The 23567-nt window shown below is 35.3% G+C and carries 19 protein-coding genes, 1 pseudogene and 1 riboswitch; of the genes and pseudogenes, 5 read left to right on the top strand and 15 right to left on the bottom strand.

What is annotated here, in order from left to right; all coding sequences use genetic code 11:
• Nucleotides 1-61: 61 nt before the first annotated feature.
• A complete protein-coding gene (locus Q5760_RS10100) occupies nt 62-3730 on the bottom strand; it encodes an AAA family ATPase (RefSeq protein ID WP_428912054.1) in 3669 nt (1222 codons plus the stop codon).
• Nucleotides 3731-4033: 303 nt separating this feature from the next.
• Between Q5760_RS10100 and Q5760_RS10095 the strand changes: the two genes are divergently transcribed.
• Complete coding sequence (locus Q5760_RS10095) at nt 4034-4246, top strand: competence protein ComK (RefSeq protein WP_428912542.1); 213 nt, start codon at nt 4034-4036, stop codon at nt 4244-4246.
• Between the two features lie 465 nt (nt 4247-4711).
• Here the strand turns inward: Q5760_RS10095 and Q5760_RS10090 are convergent, their stop codons facing one another.
• The 6 genes from Q5760_RS10090 to Q5760_RS10065 all read right to left on the bottom strand — a co-directional run bounded on the left by Q5760_RS10090 (nt 4712) and on the right by Q5760_RS10065 (nt 10126).
• Complete coding sequence (locus tag Q5760_RS10090; RefSeq protein WP_428912053.1) at nt 4712-5443, bottom strand: hypothetical protein; 732 nt, start codon at nt 5441-5443, stop codon at nt 4712-4714.
• 548 nt (nt 5444-5991) lie between these two features.
• The gene (locus tag Q5760_RS10085) at nt 5992-7212 is read right to left on the bottom strand and encodes a hypothetical protein (protein ID WP_428912052.1); all 1221 of its coding nucleotides are present in this window, start codon (nt 7210-7212) and stop codon (nt 5992-5994) included.
• Nucleotides 7213-7282: 70 nt separating this feature from the next.
• The gene (locus Q5760_RS10080) at nt 7283-7483 is read right to left on the bottom strand and encodes a hypothetical protein (RefSeq protein ID WP_428912051.1); all 201 of its coding nucleotides are present in this window, start codon (nt 7481-7483) and stop codon (nt 7283-7285) included.
• On the bottom strand, nt 7484-8335 hold the full coding sequence (locus Q5760_RS10075) for a hypothetical protein (protein WP_428912050.1): 852 nt from the start codon (nt 8333-8335) through the stop codon (nt 7484-7486).
• A gap of 71 nt (nt 8336-8406) precedes the next feature.
• Nucleotides 8407-9303: an HNH endonuclease gene (locus Q5760_RS10070; RefSeq protein ID WP_428912049.1), complete on the bottom strand. Its 897-nt coding sequence runs from the start codon at nt 9301-9303 to the stop codon at nt 8407-8409.
• Between the two features lie 188 nt (nt 9304-9491).
• Nucleotides 9492-9578: riboswitch (cyclic di-GMP riboswitch) on the bottom strand.
• A gap of 155 nt (nt 9579-9733) precedes the next feature.
• Nucleotides 9734-10126 (bottom strand): hypothetical protein, encoded by a 393-nt coding sequence (locus Q5760_RS10065; protein ID WP_428912048.1) that lies wholly within the window; start codon nt 10124-10126, stop codon nt 9734-9736.
• 202 nt (nt 10127-10328) lie between these two features.
• Here Q5760_RS10065 and Q5760_RS10060 point away from each other — a divergent pair, with 202 nt between their 5' ends.
• The 3 genes from Q5760_RS10060 (at nt 10329) to Q5760_RS10050 (ending at nt 13437) form a co-directional block, all read left to right on the top strand.
• Nucleotides 10329-10748 (top strand): MarR family winged helix-turn-helix transcriptional regulator, encoded by a 420-nt coding sequence (locus Q5760_RS10060; protein WP_428912047.1) that lies wholly within the window; start codon nt 10329-10331, stop codon nt 10746-10748.
• Between the two features lie 290 nt (nt 10749-11038).
• Nucleotides 11039-12079, top strand: a complete 1041-nt coding sequence (locus Q5760_RS10055; RefSeq protein ID WP_428912046.1) for an LLM class flavin-dependent oxidoreductase — start codon at nt 11039-11041, stop codon at nt 12077-12079.
• 32 nt (nt 12080-12111) lie between these two features.
• On the top strand, nt 12112-13437 hold the full coding sequence (locus tag Q5760_RS10050; protein WP_428912045.1) for an NtaA/DmoA family FMN-dependent monooxygenase: 1326 nt from the start codon (nt 12112-12114) through the stop codon (nt 13435-13437).
• A gap of 254 nt (nt 13438-13691) precedes the next feature.
• On the opposite strand, the gene Q5760_RS10045 is transcribed toward Q5760_RS10050, so the two are convergent.
• The gene (locus Q5760_RS10045) at nt 13692-13991 is read right to left on the bottom strand and encodes a hypothetical protein (protein ID WP_428912044.1); all 300 of its coding nucleotides are present in this window, start codon (nt 13989-13991) and stop codon (nt 13692-13694) included.
• A 142-nt stretch (nt 13992-14133) separates the two neighbouring features.
• Here Q5760_RS10045 and Q5760_RS10040 point away from each other — a divergent pair, with 142 nt between their 5' ends.
• A complete protein-coding gene (locus tag Q5760_RS10040) occupies nt 14134-14910 on the top strand; it encodes an NERD domain-containing protein (RefSeq protein WP_428912043.1) in 777 nt (258 codons plus the stop codon).
• Between the two features lie 257 nt (nt 14911-15167).
• On the opposite strand, the gene Q5760_RS10035 is transcribed toward Q5760_RS10040, so the two are convergent.
• The 7 genes and pseudogenes from Q5760_RS10035 to Q5760_RS10005 all read right to left on the bottom strand — a co-directional run bounded on the left by Q5760_RS10035 (nt 15168) and on the right by Q5760_RS10005 (nt 23487).
• Nucleotides 15168-16163, bottom strand: coding sequence for a L,D-transpeptidase family protein (locus Q5760_RS10035; RefSeq protein ID WP_428912042.1), 996 nt, complete (start codon nt 16161-16163; stop codon nt 15168-15170).
• A gap of 472 nt (nt 16164-16635) precedes the next feature.
• The gene (locus Q5760_RS10030) at nt 16636-17697 is read right to left on the bottom strand and encodes an enoyl-CoA hydratase/isomerase family protein (protein WP_428912541.1); all 1062 of its coding nucleotides are present in this window, start codon (nt 17695-17697) and stop codon (nt 16636-16638) included.
• A 640-nt stretch (nt 17698-18337) separates the two neighbouring features.
• Complete coding sequence (locus tag Q5760_RS10025; RefSeq protein WP_428912041.1) at nt 18338-19735, bottom strand: hypothetical protein; 1398 nt, start codon at nt 19733-19735, stop codon at nt 18338-18340.
• Nucleotides 19736-20111: 376 nt separating this feature from the next.
• Nucleotides 20112-20273 (bottom strand): hypothetical protein, encoded by a 162-nt coding sequence (locus Q5760_RS10020; protein ID WP_428912040.1) that lies wholly within the window; start codon nt 20271-20273, stop codon nt 20112-20114.
• Between the two features lie 366 nt (nt 20274-20639).
• Complete coding sequence (locus tag Q5760_RS10015) at nt 20640-21761, bottom strand: hypothetical protein (protein WP_428912039.1); 1122 nt, start codon at nt 21759-21761, stop codon at nt 20640-20642.
• A 47-nt stretch (nt 21762-21808) separates the two neighbouring features.
• A pseudogene (locus tag Q5760_RS10010) lies at nt 21809-22351 on the bottom strand (tyrosine-type recombinase/integrase).
• Between the two features lie 485 nt (nt 22352-22836).
• Entirely contained in the window at nt 22837-23487 is a 651-nt protein-coding gene (locus tag Q5760_RS10005) for a hypothetical protein (protein ID WP_428912038.1), read from the bottom strand.
• Nucleotides 23488-23567 lie beyond the last annotated feature (80 nt).

Genomic DNA, 23567 nt, shown 5'->3' with positions numbered 1-23567 from the left:
TAACAGGTTTGAGAGAACTTAGCAAGTTATCTAATTTTGTATGTTGATTGGTGGGTATAAATCAACGATTTTTTATCCTTGTTTGGATTTTACTCTCTATTAAGGCTGCATCCAAACCCCCGTCTAATCCATCTTTTGTAACGATCAAATTTCCAAGAGTTTCTGAGATTCCCACACTTTCATAATTTGCTCTTTTCTTGTCCCATTGCTTTTTATAAGATTTTTTCCTTAGCATTCCAAGATGCTCTAAATAAGCAGTTTTGCCTTGGTAGCGTAGAGTAAAATCAGGAATATAGGTTTTACCATTAACATCTAATGGTTCTTCATAGGAATACTCAATAATCATTTTATCGAGAATGTTAGCCACAATTACTTCGGACTTTGATCTTACCATTTCACCACGAATCGTTTTATGGATCAATTTTCCTTCAAAGTACCGTTTTTGTTTACTAGACTCTATCTCAATGATGTTTGGAACTTCAAATAAGTCTGTATATCGTTGTTTGGTATCTGAATACCAGTCATTCGAATACTGAATTAATTCTTGTATTGATAAATCACTTAAAATAATTAGTTTTTCTTTTTGACGAGAAAATGCAGTATACAAAAGTTCCTTTGTAATAAATGAACTTTTGCCATTTATGACTACTATCGTTTTGCCAAAGCTAGAACCCTGTGATTTGTGAACTGTAAGAGCATAAGCAAGTTCTAACTTAGAATCACTATTATCATTACCAAAATCAGATTTAGTATATGAAAAAACTTTTCCTTCAAATGAGCCAAAACGGAATTTATACCAACTAGTATTCTTATCATTTTTGCCATAGTGGCTTGGGTAATCAACCATGATACCAATTTCACCATTTGCAATATATTCTTTTCCAGATGAACCATCCCAGTAATCCTTCTCACCATTTACATTAGATATGACTTTATCTCCGTAAACGATATTTTGAACAGATTGAGGACTGTTATTTGACCATCGATATGCATTCCACTTCTCGACCATGTCTTGACGATATTTTTGATGAAGTTGATTATTCAAATAATAGCTTCCTGCACCAATAAATTTAGTTGGGGATAGAATTTGCCAGTCTTCTATATGTTTACTAGTTGGATAATTTGTATATTGGTCTACAGTAGCTCCCAAACTTTTGTTGAAACCATCAATATCATCTTTATTTGTCATATTTGCAATTTCCACTAATTCTTCAAAGAACACTTTCTCTAACTCATCTAAATCGGTGTATTGAATATATTTAAGACGTTCATCTGTTTCATTATTTTGAATACGGTAAATGACATCTTTATCGACCGAATCCGAATTAGAGAATATTTGAGCAAATGATAAATCATCACCACCTGAACCCTGTCTCATCTCAGTTTTCAAAGTTGCGACCTTTTCAGGATGTTCAATCTCTAAATAATTGATCAAATCGACAAACGGGCGCCCTGCTCCTATGGGTGGTAATTGATTTGGATCTCCTATAAAGATTATTCTTTCAGCATGAGAATCAACAAGTTTTAGTATGCCAGCAAACATATCTTCAGTCAGCATCGAACTTTCATCGATAATAACTGTTTTGGCAATACTCGAACTAGGTTTGGTTGGCATCTTATAAGCCATTGTGTTCCAACTGAAACCTTTAGAACGAATTAAAAATTGTGCCACTGTCATAAACTCAGCTTCAACACTATTCTTCTTAAATGAATTCTCAAGCTGAACTCTTGCTTTCCCAGTAGGGGTTAATGCTAATACCCCACCAGCTTTAATTTTTTTTGAAGAAGCAAAAATCCCCAACGCTGATGTTTTACCCGTCCCAGCTCTTCCCAATAGGACAGATATCTTAGATGATTCTAGAATCCTTAACGCTGTCGCCTTTTCAGCACGAGCCAATTCATCGTTTTCTTCATTATTTTTTTGAAGTTCTTTAAATTGGTCGTCAATAATTTTTCTCCAGTTTTGTTCACTTGATAAACTAGTTCCTAAACGGCTATTTACGATATCGACTACCACCTGTTTATATTCTTGATATACTATCAGTTTGATGTAAGTATTTTCTACATCAACGTGCAAATCACCTTCCTGCAGGAACTCTAGAACACCTTCAATCTTTTCTGTTTGAAAATCCGTTTTTTTATCTAATGGTAATTTGTTAATTTCTTCAACAATTTGATCATAGCTGAGTAAAGTATGGCCTCGATTCGCGGCTTGAACTAAAACAAATATCACCATAGCTCTAAATCGACGTTTATCACTTTCAGTTCTCATTTTGGTTGGTTTCTTAAGAGGATACTTATTATCCACCAACGGATTCACAAACATGGCATTGTCGATTTGAGAAATAGTAACTTGATAAATGTCCTTTTCTTTTCGTGTAAGTTCGTATAACAGATATGGGTTTTCAATAATTTCAGCCGCATAATTTTTCAGGTTGCCCCAAGCAAAAATAGCTTGTTCAACAGAAAGATTCAAGCGAGACAAAAGTTCAAAGAATCGAGTTTTGTTTTCATCTCTTAGTAAACCAGAAAACTCATCCTCTTTGTCGGCTAAGCTGTCATCCAATTTTTCGTTTCCAGTTTCTTTATCACCTGAAAAGTATAGCTTCAATTCAGAAATCAGGTCGTTTTCAGAAGGATCAACATGTTTTGCAACATCGAAACCATATCTAACACCGAAAGCTGATAAAATCGAACCTAATCCTGGGAATATACCACGTTGATTCCAAACGCTTTTTAATTGATTATCGATATATTCAAGTTGAACATTAACCCATTCATGATTGGCTTCTTTTAGATTGAGTTTAGCTATATTTTTCAATGCCATTTTCGCTTGATTTAGCACATCAATAGCCGCATCGTAGCTGACCCATTCAGCTGCATATGAAAATTCCGATCTAAAACCTGCTGGTTCAAACAATGTAACACTCGCTACATCAAAATCAGGATGCTTTTTAGCATACTCGGAAATTTCAAGATAGGGCATTAAAAAGCCCTCTTTGCCATCAACTCTTATTGAATGAGATGCATTTGTCTCCCAAATGTAGTTTTTTTCGTTACTGCTTCCATCAGACTCATACTCACGAAGTTCTACATTTGATACTATATTTCCTATTCCTGCAATTACACGCCTATTGTCATCGATAAACGGAACTTGTTTGTAATATGGAAATATCAATGAATTGTGGGGTTTAATTCCGGAAAAGAAGTAATCGAAAATCCCTTTTTGAGATTCTCCATGCGATACCCACGAACTTGACCAATTCAGCATTTGTTCTGTTTTATCTAAGTCAAAATAAAAATTATAATACTTTTGTTTCTCATTTGCGTTATCCTTTAGAGTCCATGAAAAAGGGCGCAACAAGAATGAATAGGGTTCCAACTTAAAAGTTGTTTCTTCGAAATGATTGAACTTAGGATTTCCTTTTTTATATGGATGGTTCATTTTAAGTTCAAGTTCGGTATCACTCATGAACGCAGCGTTCTCTGTAATCCAGCTTTGCATTCTTACTGACCCTACTTGTTCGTAACTTTTACCTTTATTCGTTTCCTCAAACTCCAAGTCCCGTGTCGATGCAATGTTGGGGATTACTTGAGCTGCAACATTATACCTAGGATTATTGTCAATGCGCCCAGTGTAATCGTTATCCTTCCACGGAATTCTTGTTGAAAAGTGTTGTACATAGTTTGTTTGTGATTTATCTTTCATTTCTTTATCAATCGGAATCATAGGCCCACTCCTCCTAAACCTGTATCATAGAACTAGCCCTTATCGTAGATTAGAAACTCAATATACCTTTTAATATTATAATCTCTTTCTCTTTTAAAGATCCTGTTAGTTAAAACACGTAGGAATCTTAACCACACTATTTTTTTCGACGAGTAATTAGTTTTAATTGTATCCAGGTTTAAACTAATAATTCGTAGGAAGGTCTTTATATTGAGTAAATTTATGTTGTATGACTATTCCTATATCTCCCAGGTAATGGATCATTTATTTTTCCCTTCCAACTAAATCTTCAAAGTTATATAGATTATTTTTCCTTATAAAGCCATGAACCGTAAAGATACGATTTGGTTTAATTCCAATCTGCTTGACACGGCACTCCCCTCTGGAAAATTGACCAATGTTATCTTTGATGGTGGAAATAGCCTTATCGTGGATAATAGTTATCGATTCTTTAACTTAAAATTGTTAACCGTTGATCAATTACGAAAAGTGAATCATAAACGCTATTCGTTATAGTTTCAGGATCGCTTCATAAAAAACGTTACAACTGTATCTCTACTTTTGGATCAAATCAAAGAAGGCTCTTAAACGTGATTCCTGATATATGATGGTGAATGGAAAAAACGCTTAAAATTCTTGTTTGGTTTAATCCTGTCGTCATAATAAATACGGTCAGACCTCCACTATTTCATTTGTTGCAATTAGTAGGTCAGACCCTTTATATTAATGTTTCCATTTAACAATGTTCAATCAAGTGATATGTATCGCAATTATCTTGATGATATACTTTCGCTTCATGTATAGAATTAAATTTTAACCAACCACCATCTCTCTTTAACTCTAGTATTCCTTTATAATTCGTTTCCGACTTTTTATCTAAAAAGGAACAGTTTGAATGAATTGTACATTTCTTTATTGGTTTATCAATGTTCATCCATACCTCATTTGAGTTTTTCTTAAAAAGGAACACAGTAATCCTCATTAACCTTGATTATTTGTAAAATACTCATTTAAGCAATTTTCAGCTTCCTGTAACCAACTCCTTGGAGTACCGCCACGTCCTCTTTGCAAAGGATGCTTAAACTTTAAATAATCTTCTCCAGCTATACCTAAAACTACTTTATCCTGAGGCAATGTGGAAATACATTTTTCTGCTAGCAGTTTAAATGGTTCACAATCAATAATGTCTCTTCCCCACGCTAAAAATACAAAAGCATCATCGGCTAAAGAAGAATATATGTTAGTTAGTTCTTGTTCTCGACTCTCTGAAAATATGCTATGAAGGTCCGAAATTTCTGACTCTAGATCAACTGCGAAGCTACCACTTTGGGTATCTCTAATATCTGAAATATTTATTACTCGGCTATGTTTGATTTCTAGCCCATTCATCATTCTCATAACCTGGTATTGAGTTCGATCCGGCTTAGCTGGAATAGGATCTAAACAATGTTTCCTCATAATAACCTTTTCCCTAGTAAAAAGAGGAATTCGATAATTACTGAATAACGGAGTCGACTCACCAGGATTCATCATGATAGCTAATAACTCAATAGGTTGTGATAAACCATGCTGATCAAAACACTCCTTATCAATAATGTGCAAATCATTTCTATACTTTTTACAACTGCCTTCATGTTCTACATTATAAAAGTTTCCATAGACATTGTATTTTCTTTTTAAATCATCTGCAGGAATAAAACTAAATGAGACCAATATATCAACTCCTCTTATTTAATTATATTTTACATGATAGGCAATTGAATGTACCATCTCTAGTAATACTTTTGTTTTAATCTTTTAAACTTTCAAACAGAAACCATCTTATTGAATCGTGCTTGTCCTACCCCGAAAAATCTTGTCCACAGGATGTTTCACAAATGAGAATTGCATTAACTGCCCGTAAAAAGGTACCGTCATCAATGTCATGGGTGTCATTGTTTATATGACACATACAACAACTACTTTAGTTAACTCTTCTGCTTTTTTCCTGACATCATCATGATAGATCCTTTTTTGCAACAGCCATTATAAAAAACGGGTTTCATGAGTTGTGTAACAATGTCTTGAACTGATTTATGTATATACATCTGCTTCAATATATGAAAAAAAGGAGAGCCTCATTGAGAGACACCCCCACTCATTTGCTACTGCGATTCCACCGCATTTAAATTTGCCTCTATCAGTCTTGTAATAAAATTCTGCCAAGTTTACCGCCCATTTCGCAGTATGTTCTTTATGAATCCATCTTGTGTATAAAACTGTCAACCTAAGATGAATGCATCTAAATCATTATCACTTCTTAAAATTTTATGTTCATCTACACCTATTCCGACTGCTAAATTTTCGGAAGCAGCAGCTAAAACTGCTGTATTTGCATGAACATCAAACGCTGCATCAATTAGCGAATAATAACCAGAGTACGTTGCATTGATTTTAGAAATAATGTCCTCATAAGCCTTATCTACCTTTGCTAAAATAGATTCTGTATAGGCATCTAACATTTTCTTTAATTCTTGCTCTCTCACACCTAATTTATCTTTTGCAAATCCCCAAACTAAATTTGCAGTAACCGTACCAATAATAGAACCTAGGACTGGAATCGGAATTAACATCTGTCCTATTGCCCCACCTGTAGCTGCAATGCCTGCTTCAATACAAAGTACTTGACCTTGTGTAACAAATTCATCCATAGAAATCTGATTTTTATTCAAATCTGCAAGTAAAGATGATAATCCCATCGCTGCACTTGTAACAGCACCTGCGAATGGAGCTGACATAGAGGTTAGATTAGTTAAAGCATAGATACTCCCGGCAGTAACGCCACCTTTAGTACCTGCCTTTACAGAACTTATCCCTATTTCTCCCCAATCTTCTTTATCAAAATCCTGAATTTTTTTCCCGTTTTTCACTTTAGTATAGATTACTGTAATCGTATTTAACGAGGCTGCTACGGCTGCTGCTGCACCAGCAACTTTAACCCCTTCGCCTATTGAAGGTCCTTTTTTAGCTTCAACGTATTTTGTTTTTTCTCGTGCATCTTTTTGAATCCCATCTTGTATTCTTTGATTTTCATCAACTATTTGGTCTTGATGTTTTGATACTGTTTCTCCAACCTTACCTAGTTGAACTTCATCATAATTTGAAATAGATGGTTTTACAATTTCTTGAAAACTTCGGCCTGTCTGACGTTCTATTTCATCTATTTTTTGGAGAATAGCACGAATCGATTTATCATTTAAATTACTAGGGGCTTGTCCTAATCTTATGGCCTCAATAATCTCATATTGATCTTTTGGTATAGAGTAATTCATAGAACTATCTTGATACTTACCAAAATGATCAAGTACATGTTTAAGTGTATTGTTTGTGCCATTTATAAATTTTGATTGATACTTAATTCCATCTTGTATGAAGTCTTCTGGTGCTGTACGAGCCACACCATCAAATGTAGCAACTTCACTTTGACCCTTTAAGACTGCCAAAGCATTTCGTACATTGACTTCTAGATGTTCCGCTACTTCGCCATGTTTTGTTTGCTCTGAACCTAGTATATTATTTGGCTTTCGAAAGAAATTGACGCATTTTTATCATATGTTTTAAGGCATTTTCAAAATTCACATCTTGCTGTTGTTGATTCTGAAGTTTTTCTTTAACAATTTGGTCTAGTTGTTTCGCAATGGATTTACTTTTCCATTCATTAAACCCATTTACTCCAGATGCAATAATTTGACCCTTCCACACACTTGTCGGCATCTATTTTCCAACTTCTTTCATAAATAATGCCGATAAACTTTCTGTGTTATTAATCATAGCCCTCAACAAATTCCTCTCATCCTGTGAAAAATCAGTAAAGGATTTTATATTCCTAGTATTACTAATAAATGAAATTAAACTCTGCTCTAATTTAGTAGCAAACGTTTGAGTCGTAGATTTTAAATTATTAATCTCAATAGATGTAGCATCCAGAACTCTCATTGCTTTCACAATTTCAACTCGTTCTTTATCCGCTTTAATAGCAGCCTCTTTATTCTTTTTACTTGCAAAAAAGCCACCTGCTGCTAAACTGGCTGCACCGATTCCCCAACCAATAGGGCCAGCTAATGCAAGCAAGGCACTTCCCCCTGCCATACCGCCACCCCCTGCTGCCAAAGCGCCGCCACCTAACCAAGCTAAAGCTGCGTTTGTTGCAGCTGCTCCTGATAAACCTGAAATAGCTGCCCCTGTTGATGCAGTTCCAAAAGTAGTAGCAATTGCCATAGCTGCTGTTGGGGCAAATGCAGCCGTTGCAACTCCTGCTGCAACTCCTGCTGCTGTACCTCCCCCTGCCAACTTAATCATTTCCTTTTCATCATATGAAATTTCACTAAGTGCCTTAAAGCTTGCAAGGTTCACTTTAACTTCTTCGAAGGTCTTTTCAAATTCTTTTGGAGTATTAGCCAAAGTATTTATATAATCTTCAACTTTTTGAATTACATCCTCAGCATAAGTTCTTATATTATGCAGTTTAATCGCATTGTTTTGTAAGTCTTTAGAAGACTTCTCGTATTGATATACAGCATTTTGTAGTTTTCTTACTGCTTCTTTTTTTAATGAGCTATTTAACATAGTTAAGTTCTCCCTTTTTAATTTATATTGTCCTTATATCAAAGGATTTCATAGATACCAATAAAAATTATTTAACGATATTCACTCCCACCACCCCAAATGGCACGACCACCTGTATGAGCTGTTTGAGCATGAGTTGTTTCATCTACTAACTGCAAAACACCCGGCTCTTCATGATGATGCCAAGTATATCCTTCCGGCGTTTCTCCATTTTCAAGAGCCTGAACATCACTTTGGGATAAGCCTAATTCATGCACAATACTTGGATCAGCTTGAATAGATTGATGCAGCGTATCATTTGCTAGATTAAAATGAACAGCGTCACTTTCTACATATAGTTCTTCCGCTATAACCACTTTAAACGGAGATTCAAATAAAGGGAATGTTCCTTCATATACTTGGTCATCCGATACGACGACTTCTTTTTCAACAAACGGTACACCTGTTTCTGGATGTTCTAAACCTGCTAAACTAGAATTTCTTGTATCGATTTCTTCTGCTTCTGCTAGATCAGCTCCATCTAATAAATCTACGACACCAATAGCAAGGCCAGAAACAGCAACGACTTTTCCGATATTCTTTAATCCTTCAATAGCTTGTTGATTATCCCCTTTTCTAAATCCTGTATAGGCAGTTCCAGCGCTGTTAGCGGTATATTTAATAGCTGAACCGATCCCTTTTACTGTCCTGCTCGTGGAATCCTTTAGATCCGAAAATCCCTTTTGTTTATAATACTCCTCCTGTTTAACCAACCCATATGTCCCTTGAACCGCTCCATCTACAAACTGGCCAGCGCTATCTAAGGCATTTTTAGAAGCTGATTGAACACTATCTCCAATTTCCTCTATCCATTCACCAGTACCTTTCCACTTGCTCCCTACAACTTTTCCTGCTACTTTAACAGTACCACCGATAAGTCCACCACCAACAGTTCCTACACCTTTTCCAATCGTGCGAAATATTTCCATATTGTATTCCTCCAAAAACCAATATACATTTAATTTCTAATGGCAATAACTTAATGACTTTCTACTAATCTAATCAGCATTTCAATCTTTTAAATAAAAAAAATTAATCAGATTTATAATTCCACACTTCTCTTTAGAAAAATAAAAGCTACCCAATAAATTGGGCAGCCAAATAAGCATTACTATTGCTTGGCAACCCGACTATCATTATCCAGTAGGATTTTAGACTCGTAGCTTTGCGTCCTTACCTTTCAATAAGTTTGCCTTTATCAATTAAATTATAGACATGACAATATTCACATTACTATATTACTACAATTAACGATAAAGAGTATGACTATTTTTTGTCGATTTATTAAGTTTTTTGCTTATTTAAAAGCCAATATTATCCAAACTATTACTTTTCAGTTCTGTTTCTCATTAATTTTACTTATAAGCGTTGAGCCTCCTCGTGTTTTGTTGGGGTAAATTGGTTATAGACATAGAGATTACTATTTTGAGAGCCATTCTCTCTGACTGTTGTATGAACCGTTATCAATCCTCTTGCTTTTGCTTTTCGAAGCATTCGTTTAAACGTATCTCTTGAGAGGTTGATTTCTTGATTCTCTTGGATTGCATTTAACAACGTGTGGATTTTTTGATAACAGACGCCAGGAAATTGTTGGGATGACTGTAACAGCAGTTGAAAACAGATAGACTCCCCTTTTGTAAAATCAACCTGTGTAGCTTGTAACCACATCTGTATACTTTCTTCAAATTCTTGTAAGGATTGAAACTGTGAAAACGAAAGTAATTGTTGTTGTGTGTCGTTTAGTAAATTCAAGTGGCACCACCCTTTCCACTCTTGTTATATGTCTTTTTTTCATAAAAACTTTCTATGAGATTTCCTATTTTGGTACAGAATTTTGAACAGTAGATTCATAGAAAGAGAGTTAAGGAACCCGTCCCCCTGACTCTTATATTTGATTTAAAAATAAGGGGTTGATATACTTAGCTTGCTAATTAAAAAGATAGGAGCCATCTATATGATTATTGAAGATGAAATTCGAGAACTTCTTGATAGAATATCATCTCAAATGCGACGAGACTACAACCATTTGTTACAAGATGTAAACCTTCATGTTGGACAGGATAATTTGTTATGCAAACTATGGACACAGGATGGAGTTACACAAGTTGAATTATGTGAACAATTGAAGTGTGAACCACCCACTGTAACAAACATGGTAAAAGCCCTTGAACTAAAAGGATTAGTTTATCGCCAAAAAGATGAAAAAGATAAAAGAGTAACGAGGATTTTTTTAACGACTGAAGGTTTAAATTTGAAAGGCCCCGTTCACGAAAGATGGAGAGAACAACAAGATAAGTTGTTAGCAGGGATTTTACCAGAGGAGCGTTTGTTATTAAGAAGACTTATGAAACAGATGGAGGAGAACCTTTATTAAGCTTTTCCTTCTTAATTATTTAATTAGCAAGCTAACTAAAATTGAGTTAAAGAACAATATTATACAGCGTTTAACGGTGTTATTATGGGAATCGAAAAACAATTAACTAGAAAGAAAATTGGTATTGGCATTAATTAAAGGTTCTTAAAATACAGGAATGACACATGTTTGTTCATTTTCTTAGCAAGCTAAGTAAATAGCGAAACAATTTGTTTACATACCCACACTCAAACGTTTAGTTAACTAACTAAATGAGAACTTTAATAGAATCAAAAGGAGGACGATGAGATATGTCGATTAACGATAAGGACATTAAACTTTCTATTTTAGACATTGGTACAAAATTGCAAGGAAATACTGCGAGAGAGACCCTGAAAGATTCAATTGAACGCATCCAACTAGCAGATGAATTAGGTTATACACGCTATTGGTTTGCAGAACATCATAATACGGCAAACCAAGTTAGTACATCTCCAGAATTAATGATAGCTCATGGTGCTGCCCATACAAAGCGTATACGCGTAGGTGCGGGAGGCATTATGATGCCAAATCATAGTCCTTTAAAAGTCGTAGAAAACTTTTCCTTATTAGAGGGGCTGCATCCAAACAGAATTGATTTGGGAATCGGCAGAGCAACTGGAACGGACCATTTAACTGCCTATGCGTTAAGACGATCTCGAGAAGCTGTAATGTCTTATGATTTTCCAGAACAATTTAATGAATTGTTATCGTTTTTTCAAAGGAATTTTCCTGCTGATCACCCATATAGTAAGATCATTCCTATTCCGGATGAACCGGATCATTCGTTAATACCGGATATGTATATGTTAGGATCCAGTACAGGAGGAGTAGAATTTGCGATAAATGAAGGTCTTGGCTTCGCTTTTGCTTCCCATTTAGCACCGCATTTAGCCATTCCAGTATTACGTGCTTATCGCAATAACTTTAAACCTTCGACCTTACTATCAAAACCAAAAAGTATTTTAACGACCATATTAATAACGGCTGAAACAGACGAAGAGGCGGAGTTTTTGGCGGGCCCAGTTGAATTATCTTGGGCTAGACTACATACCGGTGATATTTATTCCCCATTCCCGACATTAGAAGAAGCTAGTCAGCATATTTACTCAGCAAATGAGAACGCGGCAAGGGTACAAAATAAAGATCGATTTATAATTGGTGGTATTCAGACGGTTGCACAGAAACTAAGGTATTTAGCAAAAGAAACAATGGTAGATGAAATAATGATTATGGAATATTACGCCGACAAAGGAGCTAGTCAAAAATCTTATCGAATGCTCGCAAAAGAATTTAATTTAAAAGGATCATAACATGATTAAAATTTAAGGGAGTTAGAGACAGGATGGATAACAAACGAAAAATGCAATTAGTGATGCAAATGGGCTCAGGTTATGGTTTAGATCAAGGTGCTTGGCGTATGCCTAATGCCGTTACAGATGCTTATACAAATATAGATGTGCAGGTTGAGTTAGCAAAAATAGCAGAGCGAGGAAAAATACAAATGCTTTTCTTCGCTGATACACCGGCTTTAACGAGCGATATCAGTAATCAACCACCTCAGTCTCCGATGGATCCCATTGTTTTATTGACAGCATTGGCTAGAGAGACCGAACGAATTGGGTTGCTTACAACCATCTCTACTACTTTCAACCATCCATATAATGTTGCACGTCAGCTTAAAGCATTGGATGTTGTTAGTAATGGTCGAATCGGGGTAAACTTTGTTACGACTTCCAACCCTACGGCAGCTATGAATTTTGGAGACAAAGTACCTAGTCGCCAAGAAAGATACGAACAGGCCCATGAATTTATTCAAATTGTTCAGGGGTTATGGGGAAGTTGGGAAGAAGATGCACTGCTGCTTGATGTTGAAAATGGTAAATTTGCTGATATGGACAAAATTCAACCAGTTAACTTAGCTGGAAATTATGTGCAGTCAAGAGGCCCTTTACCGATTCCACCTTCAAAGCAAGGTCAACCTGTTATTTTTACAGCAGGAGGATCCGAAGAAACGATTAAAATTCTTGGTCGCTATGCCAATGGTCTTTATACCAACCCGTATGATATGGAGACTGCAATTGTATACAGAAGGATTTTTCGGGAAGGTGCCAAAAAATTCGGACGTGACCCAAATGAAATAAAAGTATTTCCGGGAATTATTCCATCCATTGCAACTACTAAAGAAGAAGCGTTAGAACGCCGAAGACAACTTGATCGTCATGGAGATTTGAGAGGAAGGGTTCACTATTTGGGGTCGATGATTGGGGTACCTTTATCATACGAACAAATTGATCAACCGGTTCCTGAGCAAATGCTCGAGTCTGCTTTTGCGAACCCACATGATCCCCGTTCCCCACGAGCATTAGAACTTGTTAAGACAGGCATGACCATTAGGGATGTATTGGCACATGGGGTTATTAACTATCACCCTGTTATTGTTGGTACAGCTGAAGACGTGGCTGATTTTATGGAAGAATGGTTTGTGAACGGAGCGTGTGATGGGTTTGCCATTCAACCAGATGTAAGTTTTGATGGGATTCGTGATTTCGTTGATGGAGTGATTCCGATTTTACAAGAACGTGGACTATTTCATGAGGATTACGAAGGCACGACGTTAAGAGAACATATGGGTGTACCTTATCAATATGGGGGTATGGAGAATGAGTGATGGGGACAGATTTTTGTCTTTGCTTGTTCTGTACATTCGTAATGGGACCTGTCCCTCTGAACTAGAAAAATGACGCGATTAGCAAATAATCGCGGTAGAATTTCGCCGGATACAGAAAAAGTGCTGCGATTCCCCGTTTGATTGAGTCGGACCTCCCTGGAAATTCTTGTTCCATGAATGGACCAGGAGGTGGTCAGGTCCATCGACTTCTGAGTGAGTCAATGGACCTGTGCCCCCAACTCTATTCCAAAGTTTCAATCAAAACGCTTCGTTTCAACGCCATCCAAAATATCCTCTAATTCCATGAGAAAATTGAGTTGTACAGGTGCAGGGATTCGCTCCATCCACTTCTGTATCTCCGGCAACTGCTCTGCATCCTCTACAGAAGTTGGTTTTGGCGAAAGCGTTTCCCACCATTTTTTCAATTCATCGATGAATTCATAAAAGTAACGTTCAAATCTTTCTGCCCACTCCGCCCCTTCAGCACCAGAAGTCTTTTGCATCATATCCCAAGCTTCCATTGCAGTTTCAAAATATTCATCTATTCTCTTCATGCGAATTCCCCCTTCAGCACCTTTTGAACATATTCACTCTTACTACTTTATCATTAATAAGGCGGATTCTTCTATTCTCCACCCTAAAATACCAAATTGTGTTATTCTGAAAATAGGTATTTTTACACAGGAGGTATTCTCTATGTATTTTCTTTTCTATTCATTGATATTTTTATTATTCATGATGATCCTTACATTTTGGGTTGGATTTAATTTTGCAAGTTTAAAAGGTTCATATGGAGAAAAGCAGGTTTCTAAACTCCTGCATTCATTAGATCCCGATCGTTATACTCTTCTTAATGATCTATATATTCCCCGAAAAAATGGGACGACCACACAAATTGATCATGTTCTCATTTCCGATAAAGGCTTGTTTGTGATTGAAACAAAGAACTTCAATGGGTGGATTTTTGGTTCGCAAAACAGTAAATATTGGACACAAGTTATTTATAAACGGAAAGAAAAATTCTACAATCCCATTTGGCAAAATTCCGGGCATATGAAAGAACTGCGTCATTTTCTTGGTGATTCCTTTAGCGACATTCCGATGTACTCGATGGTCGTATTCGGTAGACAAGCTACGTTAAAATTTAACGAACCCTTTCATCAGGTGAACGTCATTAAAATGCGTGATTTAATAATGACAATTGAATATACCCCTAAGGAATATACGCTTTCTCCTTTTACTAGAAAGAAAATTCACCTATTGCTTTCGTCCACCTATAAAAAGGATAAAAAAGAGAAAAAGGTTCAGAAGAAGGAACATATCGCTACCATTAAACAAGATATAAAGAAGCAAAATCATAAGGTTGTTTCAGATATTTGTCCTCAATGTGGAGGAAAACTTGTAACAAGAAAAGGAAAGTATGGGGAGTTTAAGGGGTGTAGTAATTATCCGAAGTGTAGGTTTACGGGGTGAAATACCAGGGCTAGGGACACTGTGCCTTTATCCAATTTACATTTGTGATATCCCCTTTTCAATAACTATAAAACAACTTCTCACAAGTTAAAATTTACCATAATAATCTAATGGTTAGCTCAAAAATAAATTTACTAAAACTGATCCCCAATATAAAAAACTCATTGTTTTATTAAAAAAGCATCCATCTAAAGCCTATAAGTAAGCTTTAGATGGACTGCATAAACTCTATTAAGAATGAAGAAATATAGTTATCATTAACTTCCAAGTGCTTTTTTCGTTGCGTTACCAACAATACCATCCACAGCTAGACCACGTGCCTTTTGGAATTGGCGGACTGCCTGATCCGTTCTTGAACCAAATATTCCGTCAACCCCTTTTGTATTAAATCCTTTTTCAGTAAGGAGACGTTGAAGCTCTGTAACAGCAGCACCTTTATTTCCTTTTTTAAGGATACTGCTTTTATTTAGAGATGAGGATGGAGAAGGAGATGTTGGCTTCGTTGTTGTCGTTTGTCCAAGTGCATTTTTCGTTGCATTTCCAACAATACCATCTACAACTAGACCTCGAGACTTCTGAAATTGGCGAACTGCCTGATCCGTATTTGAACCAAATACTCCATCAATCCCCTTTGTGCTAAACCCCAAAGAAGTAAGCGTTTGCTGAATCTCCTTAACAGCAGGACCTCTACTTCCTTTTTTAAGAATTGATCCATTTACGACAGTAGACACGGGGCTAGCCTCTACTTTAAATCCGTTTGAAGCCGCGATTGCATCAAATGAGTTTCCTGAAGTCGTGATAATAACAGGTGTATTGACAGGAACTTGATTAAACAGCCATTCTATCTCGCTGTCATGCATTCGCACACAACCGCTACTCACATATCCACCGATTGAATTAGGGTTGTTGTTACCGTGAATCGCATAGGTTGTTCCCCATGTTCCATTTGCATTCAGTCCAAGCCATCGGTCACCAAGAGGGTTGCGTGGGTCTCCACCTGGAATATTACCTGAATAATAAGGTCGATTCTTGATCTTGTTCACAATTTTAAAGGTGCCTTCAGGAGTTAGTGATTGACTTCTGCCTGTCCCTACTGAAAACACTTTTTTCAGTTGACTGTTTTCATAATAAGCAAGCTGATTGTTTGATTTATTAATGATAATGAGTTGGCTTCCTGCTGCATAAACGGAAGATATCCCTACACAAAGAAACGTCAAAATTACCATAACAAAAAGAAGAACCCATTTTCTCATCGCCTTTCCCCCCTTTATTTTATACAATCTATAAAAATTAATAGATTTAATGTTTTCTAAGTATTCTGAAAATAATCAATATCATGTAATCTAAAACTAATCTATCTATATAAGGTATTCTATATAAAGGTAGTTAAATCCTCCTAAGTCTTTCGATAATAATAAAGTTCTGGATCATGCATCCGTTACTTTAAGTGCATTTTTTACTAGTTATTTAGAAATAGCCTTTTACCTAATAAACTACCGGGAAACATGGGGAAGGTTCCCTTGTTTTCCCAATTTTCACCAAATCTAACTAAAAGTATCGTTTTCTATTGTTTAAGGAAATAGGAAACTGACTGTATAAGAAAACTTATAACAAGAAAAGGGAGTATGGGGAGTTTAAGGGGTGCAGCAATTATCTGTAGTGTAGATTTACGGCTTGAAATGCCGCGGCCAGGGACACAGTACCGTCCCTTTGACCCACAGCTTTTTACTTGATAGGATGTGAATCATTAATAGTGTGATGAAAATAGCTTTCAACATCCTCTGGACTTACCTCGGCGAAAGTTTTAGGGTCCCATTGTGGGTTGCGATCCTTATCCACTAATACGGACCGCACTCCTTCATAGAAATCGTGATTTTTCATAAAGTTCATACTTAATGCGAGTTCCATATTAAAGCATGAAAGGAGTGATTGGGATTCTCCCCTCTGCATTTGGCTTAATGTTACTTTTAAGGAAGTTGGAGATTTAGCTTCAATTATCTTTTTTGTTTTTAACGACCATTCATCCCCTGCATTAGCGGCAAGACCCAATGATTGAATCATTTCCTCTACCGTGTCAAAAGCAAAATGCTTGTCGATCTTTGATTGCCATTCTGATAGAGAAGAATCTAATGGTTGCGGCGTACAAATGGAATCTAGTAACTCAGTAAGTTGTTTTTTCGTATTTTGCAAGCTCCAGTTTTTATTTTGAACTTCGTTTATAAATGTTTCCCATTGCGAACTTTCCATATAACGATCGGCTGCACCTACATACAGGGCATCTGCAGCATTGATGGTTTCCGCTGTAAGTGCTAAATAACGTCCGATATGACCAGGCATTCTATTTAGAAAATAACTGGCTCCTACATCTGGGAAAAAGCCAATATTCATTTCAGGCATGGCCCATTTGGTCTTCTCAGTAACGATTCTTTCACTTGCACCGACCGATAATCCTACTCCACCTCCCATGACAATACCATCCATATACACGAGAATGGGTTTTGGATATTGATGGATCATCCAATCCAACCGATATTCTGTCGTAAAGAAATGCTCTGCATGTTTCTCTACTTGATTGTTCCTCTGTTCATAAAGGAAACGAATATCGCCACCAGCACAAAGTCCTTTTGTGCCTTCACCCGAAATCATGATCAAGGACACGTTGGAATCTGCTCTCCATGTATCCAATATTTCATAAAGACTATCTACCATTTCTACAGATAAGGCATTAAGGGCCTTGGGACGGTTTAACTTTAACCACCCGACTCCTGCTTCAACATGACGAATAATTGATGTTTCCATTCCTACCTCCAAAAGATGATACTTGTTTTTAAAAATTGAACCTGCACTCCTAGTGAGATTCAAGTCTAACTGATTAATCATGAAAAAATAAATTTACATTTTCTATGATATTATCCCATAAGATCACTGTTTATTACTATTTGTTCGTGAAGCCTATTTAATGATATAGAGTGGTTGCAGTCATTGAGTCAGGGGGATGAGTCAGGGGGACAGGTTCCTTGACTCAATTTTGTCTTTGATATTTTGACTTCTCAGTGAGTCAATGGACCTGTCCCTTTGACTCACAAATACTATTCGAAATCAGTTCAGATATATAAGGAAGCATACCTGTCACTCCCCGAAGTATCTTGTTTCACTAAATGTTTCACATATTGCTATAGTCGATACTGACAAGCACAACTGCAAGCATGAAAGTTAATTCATGGAATGTAAGGATCTATCCTACTCTAGATTTAATCCATCTATTTCATGATGGCTTTTTTAATCAAACTAAACTATGTTCCTAAAACATCCCTCAGCTACTGGAACAGTGGCCTTCAGACTTAATCAAAGACAAAACATCATATAATGTCAATAACATTCGTTCGCTAAATCTCGGGTGATGACAGGCACAGAAATCTATAGTTTATTAGTATACGCCTGTAAATATGTCACTATTTTTATATTCTTCCTCGTTCAACTCATCCCATTTTGTTTTATACTTACGCCTATCTTTTTGTATTCTTCCTCTTATATCATATTCTACTATGTCAGTTAATGATGAAAAGTAGGAGTTCCCTCTAATTTCATCAACATAAACTGTAAACTTTAATTTTAATATTTGCTTGTCATTATAGACACTAAAGCTTTTATAATCTTTACTAAAGTAACTTTTCTTCAATACAGGAAGGTTATTAATTGGAGTTAGAACACATGTAATTATCAATTTTTCTGGTAGTTTACTAGGAATGGTTTTTATATCTCCTAATTCTCCCCATTCATCATAATCAACACTTTCAGTTAATTCTTTTATTACGTATGATTCATTAACTGAATTCTTGTTAATCCATTCAGTAACATTTTTCTCATTCCCCTTACTAGGCAAATCAATATACAGTTCATCTTCGTAAATCTCACTTAACAAGAACCCCTCCTCAGATTCCTTAATCTCTTCTATATAAAGACGGAATCCAGACAAAGGTAATCTTGTATCCACTCCTATTTCATATTCTAGATCGTAAGGTTGATATTGTAGAACATCACTATATTCCCATAGTAACCGTGCATAAAATTCAAAATTATTAACCGCTAAAAATATAGACCTAATTCCATGCTCACCTTCTTTTGATATATCTAAAATATCATTCACCTCAGGTAATTCTCCAATGTGTGTTCCTCTTTTTAGTTTTCCTAAAATGTTAAAAAACAGCAATAAGATAATTGTCCCTGAAATGTATGATATCCAAATAAGTGTATTTTCAAGATAAGTTCCATCAATAAATGCAACGATTAATGACCATAAAAGAATTACGAGAACTATAGTGAATTGAGATACCCATATTACATATTTGATAAATTTCTCTTCAGAATTAAATACCTTTGAGTATAACCATATCTTATTTGTCATTTTCTCAGATATCTCATATATGTTTAAATCGTAGTTACCTTGTATTTCTATTATCTCCCAATATATCTCTCTACATTTTTGAATTTTATGTTGACTATTTAATGATACGAATATTGCAACGAGACCCATTAGAGAAAGAATTCCAGAAGTAACTCCAAACATAATTGAAGTTATATTACCTAAAAAACTATCAGTTATAACTAAAGATAATAATAAATTGTACAACCAAACAGGTTCAAATGGACCATAGTAAATGGGTATATGGTGAATAGAAACTATTAAAGCTGTAAATATTACAAAAAAACACAGTAATAATAGTTCTATTCTTTTCGGGTGCTCATTTTCTATCCTATCAACATCATTTCCAAGTTTCGTAAAAAAAGAAGTCTTTTTCTTTTTATTATCGCTTTTACTCTCCATATATGTACCCTCTTTGTAATCATTTTTATGTGCTTATAAAAATAAGGACGTTTTACAATTTCTTTTAATAATAGCAAATCAAACTTTTATATTTTATTATTTAATATTCGTATGTTATTTTGTTATCCAATCACTTGTGGTACACCTCACTCCAATAAATATCAGTCAACTTTAAATAAAACACAAATATAAATGCTAACTTAAGGATGTACAGAAATGATTGTTTAATGATGTACAGCTTTGATAAGTTAATGGATAATATTCTTGAGGTGAAAGAATATTATGCATATGCAAATTAATGTTAATACAGATATTTCTTCAATGGCCTGGATAATCGGTAATAATAAATCAGGTACTTTTGGACTTTTCATTTCTTTCATTTCTTCTCAACATCTGATGTTATTTCTTGTTCTTCTGAGTACGTTAAAAACAAAAAGTTTTCATAACCTTTTTCTATAAATTCTTCTTTAATATTATTAAAGGTATTTTTTCTCTTTCTACCCTGATTTATATAATCAATAAAAGCAGCAAATCTCACTAATTTCCCCTCCTGAAGACTCCCTCTTTTCTTAATTATAAAATTTATACAAGGGATAGTCTAAAAAGAATGCATCTTTTTCTCGTTAATTTTAATGATCGTTAATAATTTATCTGAATGGACTAAAAAAAATGTTCTTCCTTATTGAAGAACATTTTTTGCATAATTTTTAGAAATGATTTACATTCGATTTGCTCTATCATGAATTTCACTCCTTTACGCTATACCTTTAATCTAGCAGTTGGTCCTGAAACTTCATGAAAATATCGGAATTTTTTAATAAATGTTGCTTATTATAAAAATACCCTGTTAGCAAACCAGCTAAAAGGGTATTTTGCAACTTTATTGAAATTAAGTGAATTACAATTACTTTTTTGGTTGGTTATTATGGATAAGAACTGGCCCTTTTAAGGCTAAAGCAAATAATGATTCTTGATTATTCATAGACTGGCTTTCAGCTTTGTATTGTAAATAAATCCGATTAAAAAGATCGCTGATGATTTCATCCATCCAACCTGTAGCATCCAAGTCGAAGAAACCTTGACCAAAGACATATCCCTTAAATAGTTCGTCATAACGACCAATAGATATGTTTTCAACCATATTTCCATCCCATATGTCTTGCGAGAAGGAAATCATGTATTTTTTCCTTTTATACGTGATATATAAAGCCTCTGATCTAAGGATAGGAGCATAAACAGGTGCTTCGCCTATATAATCATCTAGCGGATCAAACTGTTTATAATCCTTCACTTTAAGTATCTTTAAAAAGTGAACGCCATCCATCCCTGTATCTTGAAGATTAGTTATACGTTCAAAATGCTCTGAAAAACTTGATTGCTTTATGATGCCATCCCATAAAGACTGGAGCCATTTGAGTCCTTTTCTGATAACCCAATCTTCTACTGGTGTTGCATATCCCACTTCCTCTATTTCTTCGTCTTGTCTTGAAGCGGGTTGTTGTTCAATTGTGGCTCCTCTGTATACGAAGAAACCATAAGGATTATTATTTTCCCACCCCATGTCTAACAACATATCCTTTCGGGATGTAAAATATCCTTCTGGCCTAGTTATATCATTAGTGTCGAATAATTCCACTTGACCCAAAGAATAAACAATCATTTCATATTTATCCTTTAATAGAGCTAAAATGTCTTTTTCAATCGTTTCATCATATTCTTCTAAATAAAGGTTATTTAAGAAATATAAGTCACCCACCTGGTCTTTAAGGGGATCCACTTGTTTTTCTAATACATCCCATAAACACATACATAAATGAGAGATGCTATCAAATTCGAGTAAAGATTCTTTTTTGGTTAACAGGTCATTAATAATCAAGGGAATATTAAAGGTATAGCCGGTTAAGGTCCCTAAATCTTGATTTTGTTCGTCTTTAATATGGAACCAACAAGGCTTTATATAATCCGTACTTATATCTTCACATATATAATCGACTTCCGTTTTTCTTCTGCTTTTAATTAATTTCACCTTCGCATCCCCCTTTCGCTTGGATTTTTTATTGTAACATCATCTCATTATAAGCTGAAATGTTCTAAAATTTGGTCCACAATATCTTGATTAATCCCGATATATCTCAAAGTAATATCTGGAGATGTATGATTAAAGATGTGCTGCAATAAAGCCACACTTTTAATCATAATATAATGAAAGTAACCGAATGTTTTTCTCATACTGTGCGTTCAAAAATCTTTAATGCCTACTCGATTTGCAGCAGTGCTTAATATTTTGTATGCTTGTACCCTTTGGATCGGAAGGCCGGTTTTATGGGAAGGAAAAAGATAATCCTCATCTTCTTTTCCTTGTATGTAATCCGCGATAATTCCTCTTAATTCAGCATTAAGTAGAAACCTTTTGCTTTTTCTTGTTATGGTTTCCTTTATCACAATATGAGTGTTTCCACGAACATCTATCACTCTAAGCGGAAGTAAGTCGCTTATTCTAAGCCCTGTATTAATCCCCAATACAAATAAAAAATAATTTCGTTCGGACGTTTTCCGTAATTCCTCCTTCATGGCTTCAATTAAGTATCGGTCACGAATGGGTTGAACGGTTTGCATTCCAATACTAATCAAAGCATGATAATCCGATTTGATGCTATTGATTCTTTTGGGATTTTGAACTTTTGACTGGTTCAATTTTTCTATTTTTCTATTTAACTCATACTCTCCAAACTTATCAAGGAGATAACTATATTCCCCACTGGTTAAGTACACATGTTCAGCATAAGCGGTCTTATTTATCATCTCGGTGCCTCCCTCCCACTACAAAGAAATATGAAAAGCACAAGTTCAAGCCAGCTAAGAGGTCGTTCTTTGTGACCTTTTAGCTGGCTTGTGATCTTGAACTGATAGCGCCCTTGGAGCTAGATACCTATCAGTTCTCTTCCATTTTTCATCTCAAAAAAACTCATTTTGCTAATATGTACAATCAGCCCATTTTATATAAAACTGAATCTATTTATGATACGGTTCTCCACACTATGTCTAAATGAGGTTTTTAAAGCTCGAAATAGTTACAAGGAATGTAACTGAACATAATATATTTAAAAATCTATCTTTTCCCCGTCAATACTGAACTCAATTATTTCAGCAATATTAAAATTATCTCTGTGTTCAATTACGTAAGAAATTTCGTGAGGTTCTCCATCTACATGTAGCTTCTGATATACAGAAGTAGTTAAATTTTCCTCGTCTAATTCAGACCCACCGCTAATATGTTCTATATTTTCTCCTACGATGTTTTTTTCAAGAATTTCACTAGTTAAATTTTGATAAGCCTCTGGCAAAATAGCATAATTCCCATTATCACCGTACCATTTTGCGTCAACAATCTCTAACCAATTAAACCACAGCTCTTCAGGATCTTCTCCGTATTCTTCAGCTATCTCGTATACAGTCTCTCGATCACCTGAAAAATCATCTATAGCATTTAATCTTGTCATAATTATATCGTACCACTCAAGGTCTTCTTCGGTAAGATGTCTTAATCTAGTTACTTCTGGATAGAAGGTTGTTGTAATTTCATCGGCTACAATACTTCTTTCTTCAGTTTCTTCAATTGCTTCTGCAGTTTCTACTACGGTCACTTCTGTTGTATTCTCTGAACTTTCTTCCGTATTGGTTGCTGCAGAACAAGCACCTAGCATTAACCCTAACAATCCAATTAATAATAATTTATTAACAATAAACCTCATTTTCTTCTTCCCCCTAAAATATTAAATCGAAAAGGTCATAAATAATAGTTATAACCAATTGTTATTTTATCACTAAACTC

The organism is Niallia sp. Kr1, assembly GCF_050389805.1.
Taxonomy (GTDB): Bacteria; Bacillota; Bacilli; order Bacillales; family Cytobacillaceae; genus Bacillus_BD.
This window is presented reverse-complemented; position numbering and strand designations above follow the sequence as displayed.

Bases quoted from the DNA above. Each gene is read 5' to 3' on its own strand.
- Q5760_RS10100 (WP_428912054.1), bottom strand. From the start codon at position 3,730: ATGATTCCGATTGATAAAGAAATGAAAGATAAATCACAAACAAACTAT.
- Q5760_RS10080 (WP_428912051.1), bottom strand. From the start codon at position 7,483: ATGCCGACAAGTGTGTGGAAGGGTCAAATTATTGCATCTGGAGTAAAT.
- Q5760_RS10075 (WP_428912050.1), bottom strand. From the start codon at position 8,335: ATGTTAAATAGCTCATTAAAAAAAGAAGCAGTAAGAAAACTACAAAAT.
- Q5760_RS10070 (WP_428912049.1), bottom strand. From the start codon at position 9,303: ATGGAAATATTTCGCACGATTGGAAAAGGTGTAGGAACTGTTGGTGGT.
- Q5760_RS10060 (WP_428912047.1), top strand. From the start codon at position 10,329: ATGATTATTGAAGATGAAATTCGAGAACTTCTTGATAGAATATCATCT.
- Q5760_RS10055 (WP_428912046.1), top strand. From the start codon at position 11,039: ATGTCGATTAACGATAAGGACATTAAACTTTCTATTTTAGACATTGGT.
- Q5760_RS10050 (WP_428912045.1), top strand. From the start codon at position 12,112: ATGGATAACAAACGAAAAATGCAATTAGTGATGCAAATGGGCTCAGGT.
- Q5760_RS10045 (WP_428912044.1), bottom strand. From the start codon at position 13,991: ATGAAGAGAATAGATGAATATTTTGAAACTGCAATGGAAGCTTGGGAT.
- Q5760_RS10040 (WP_428912043.1), top strand. From the start codon at position 14,134: ATGTATTTTCTTTTCTATTCATTGATATTTTTATTATTCATGATGATC.
- Q5760_RS10035 (WP_428912042.1), bottom strand. From the start codon at position 16,163: ATGAGAAAATGGGTTCTTCTTTTTGTTATGGTAATTTTGACGTTTCTT.
- Q5760_RS10025 (WP_428912041.1), bottom strand. From the start codon at position 19,735: ATGGAGAGTAAAAGCGATAATAAAAAGAAAAAGACTTCTTTTTTTACG.
- Q5760_RS10005 (WP_428912038.1), bottom strand. From the start codon at position 23,487: ATGAGGTTTATTGTTAATAAATTATTATTAATTGGATTGTTAGGGTTA.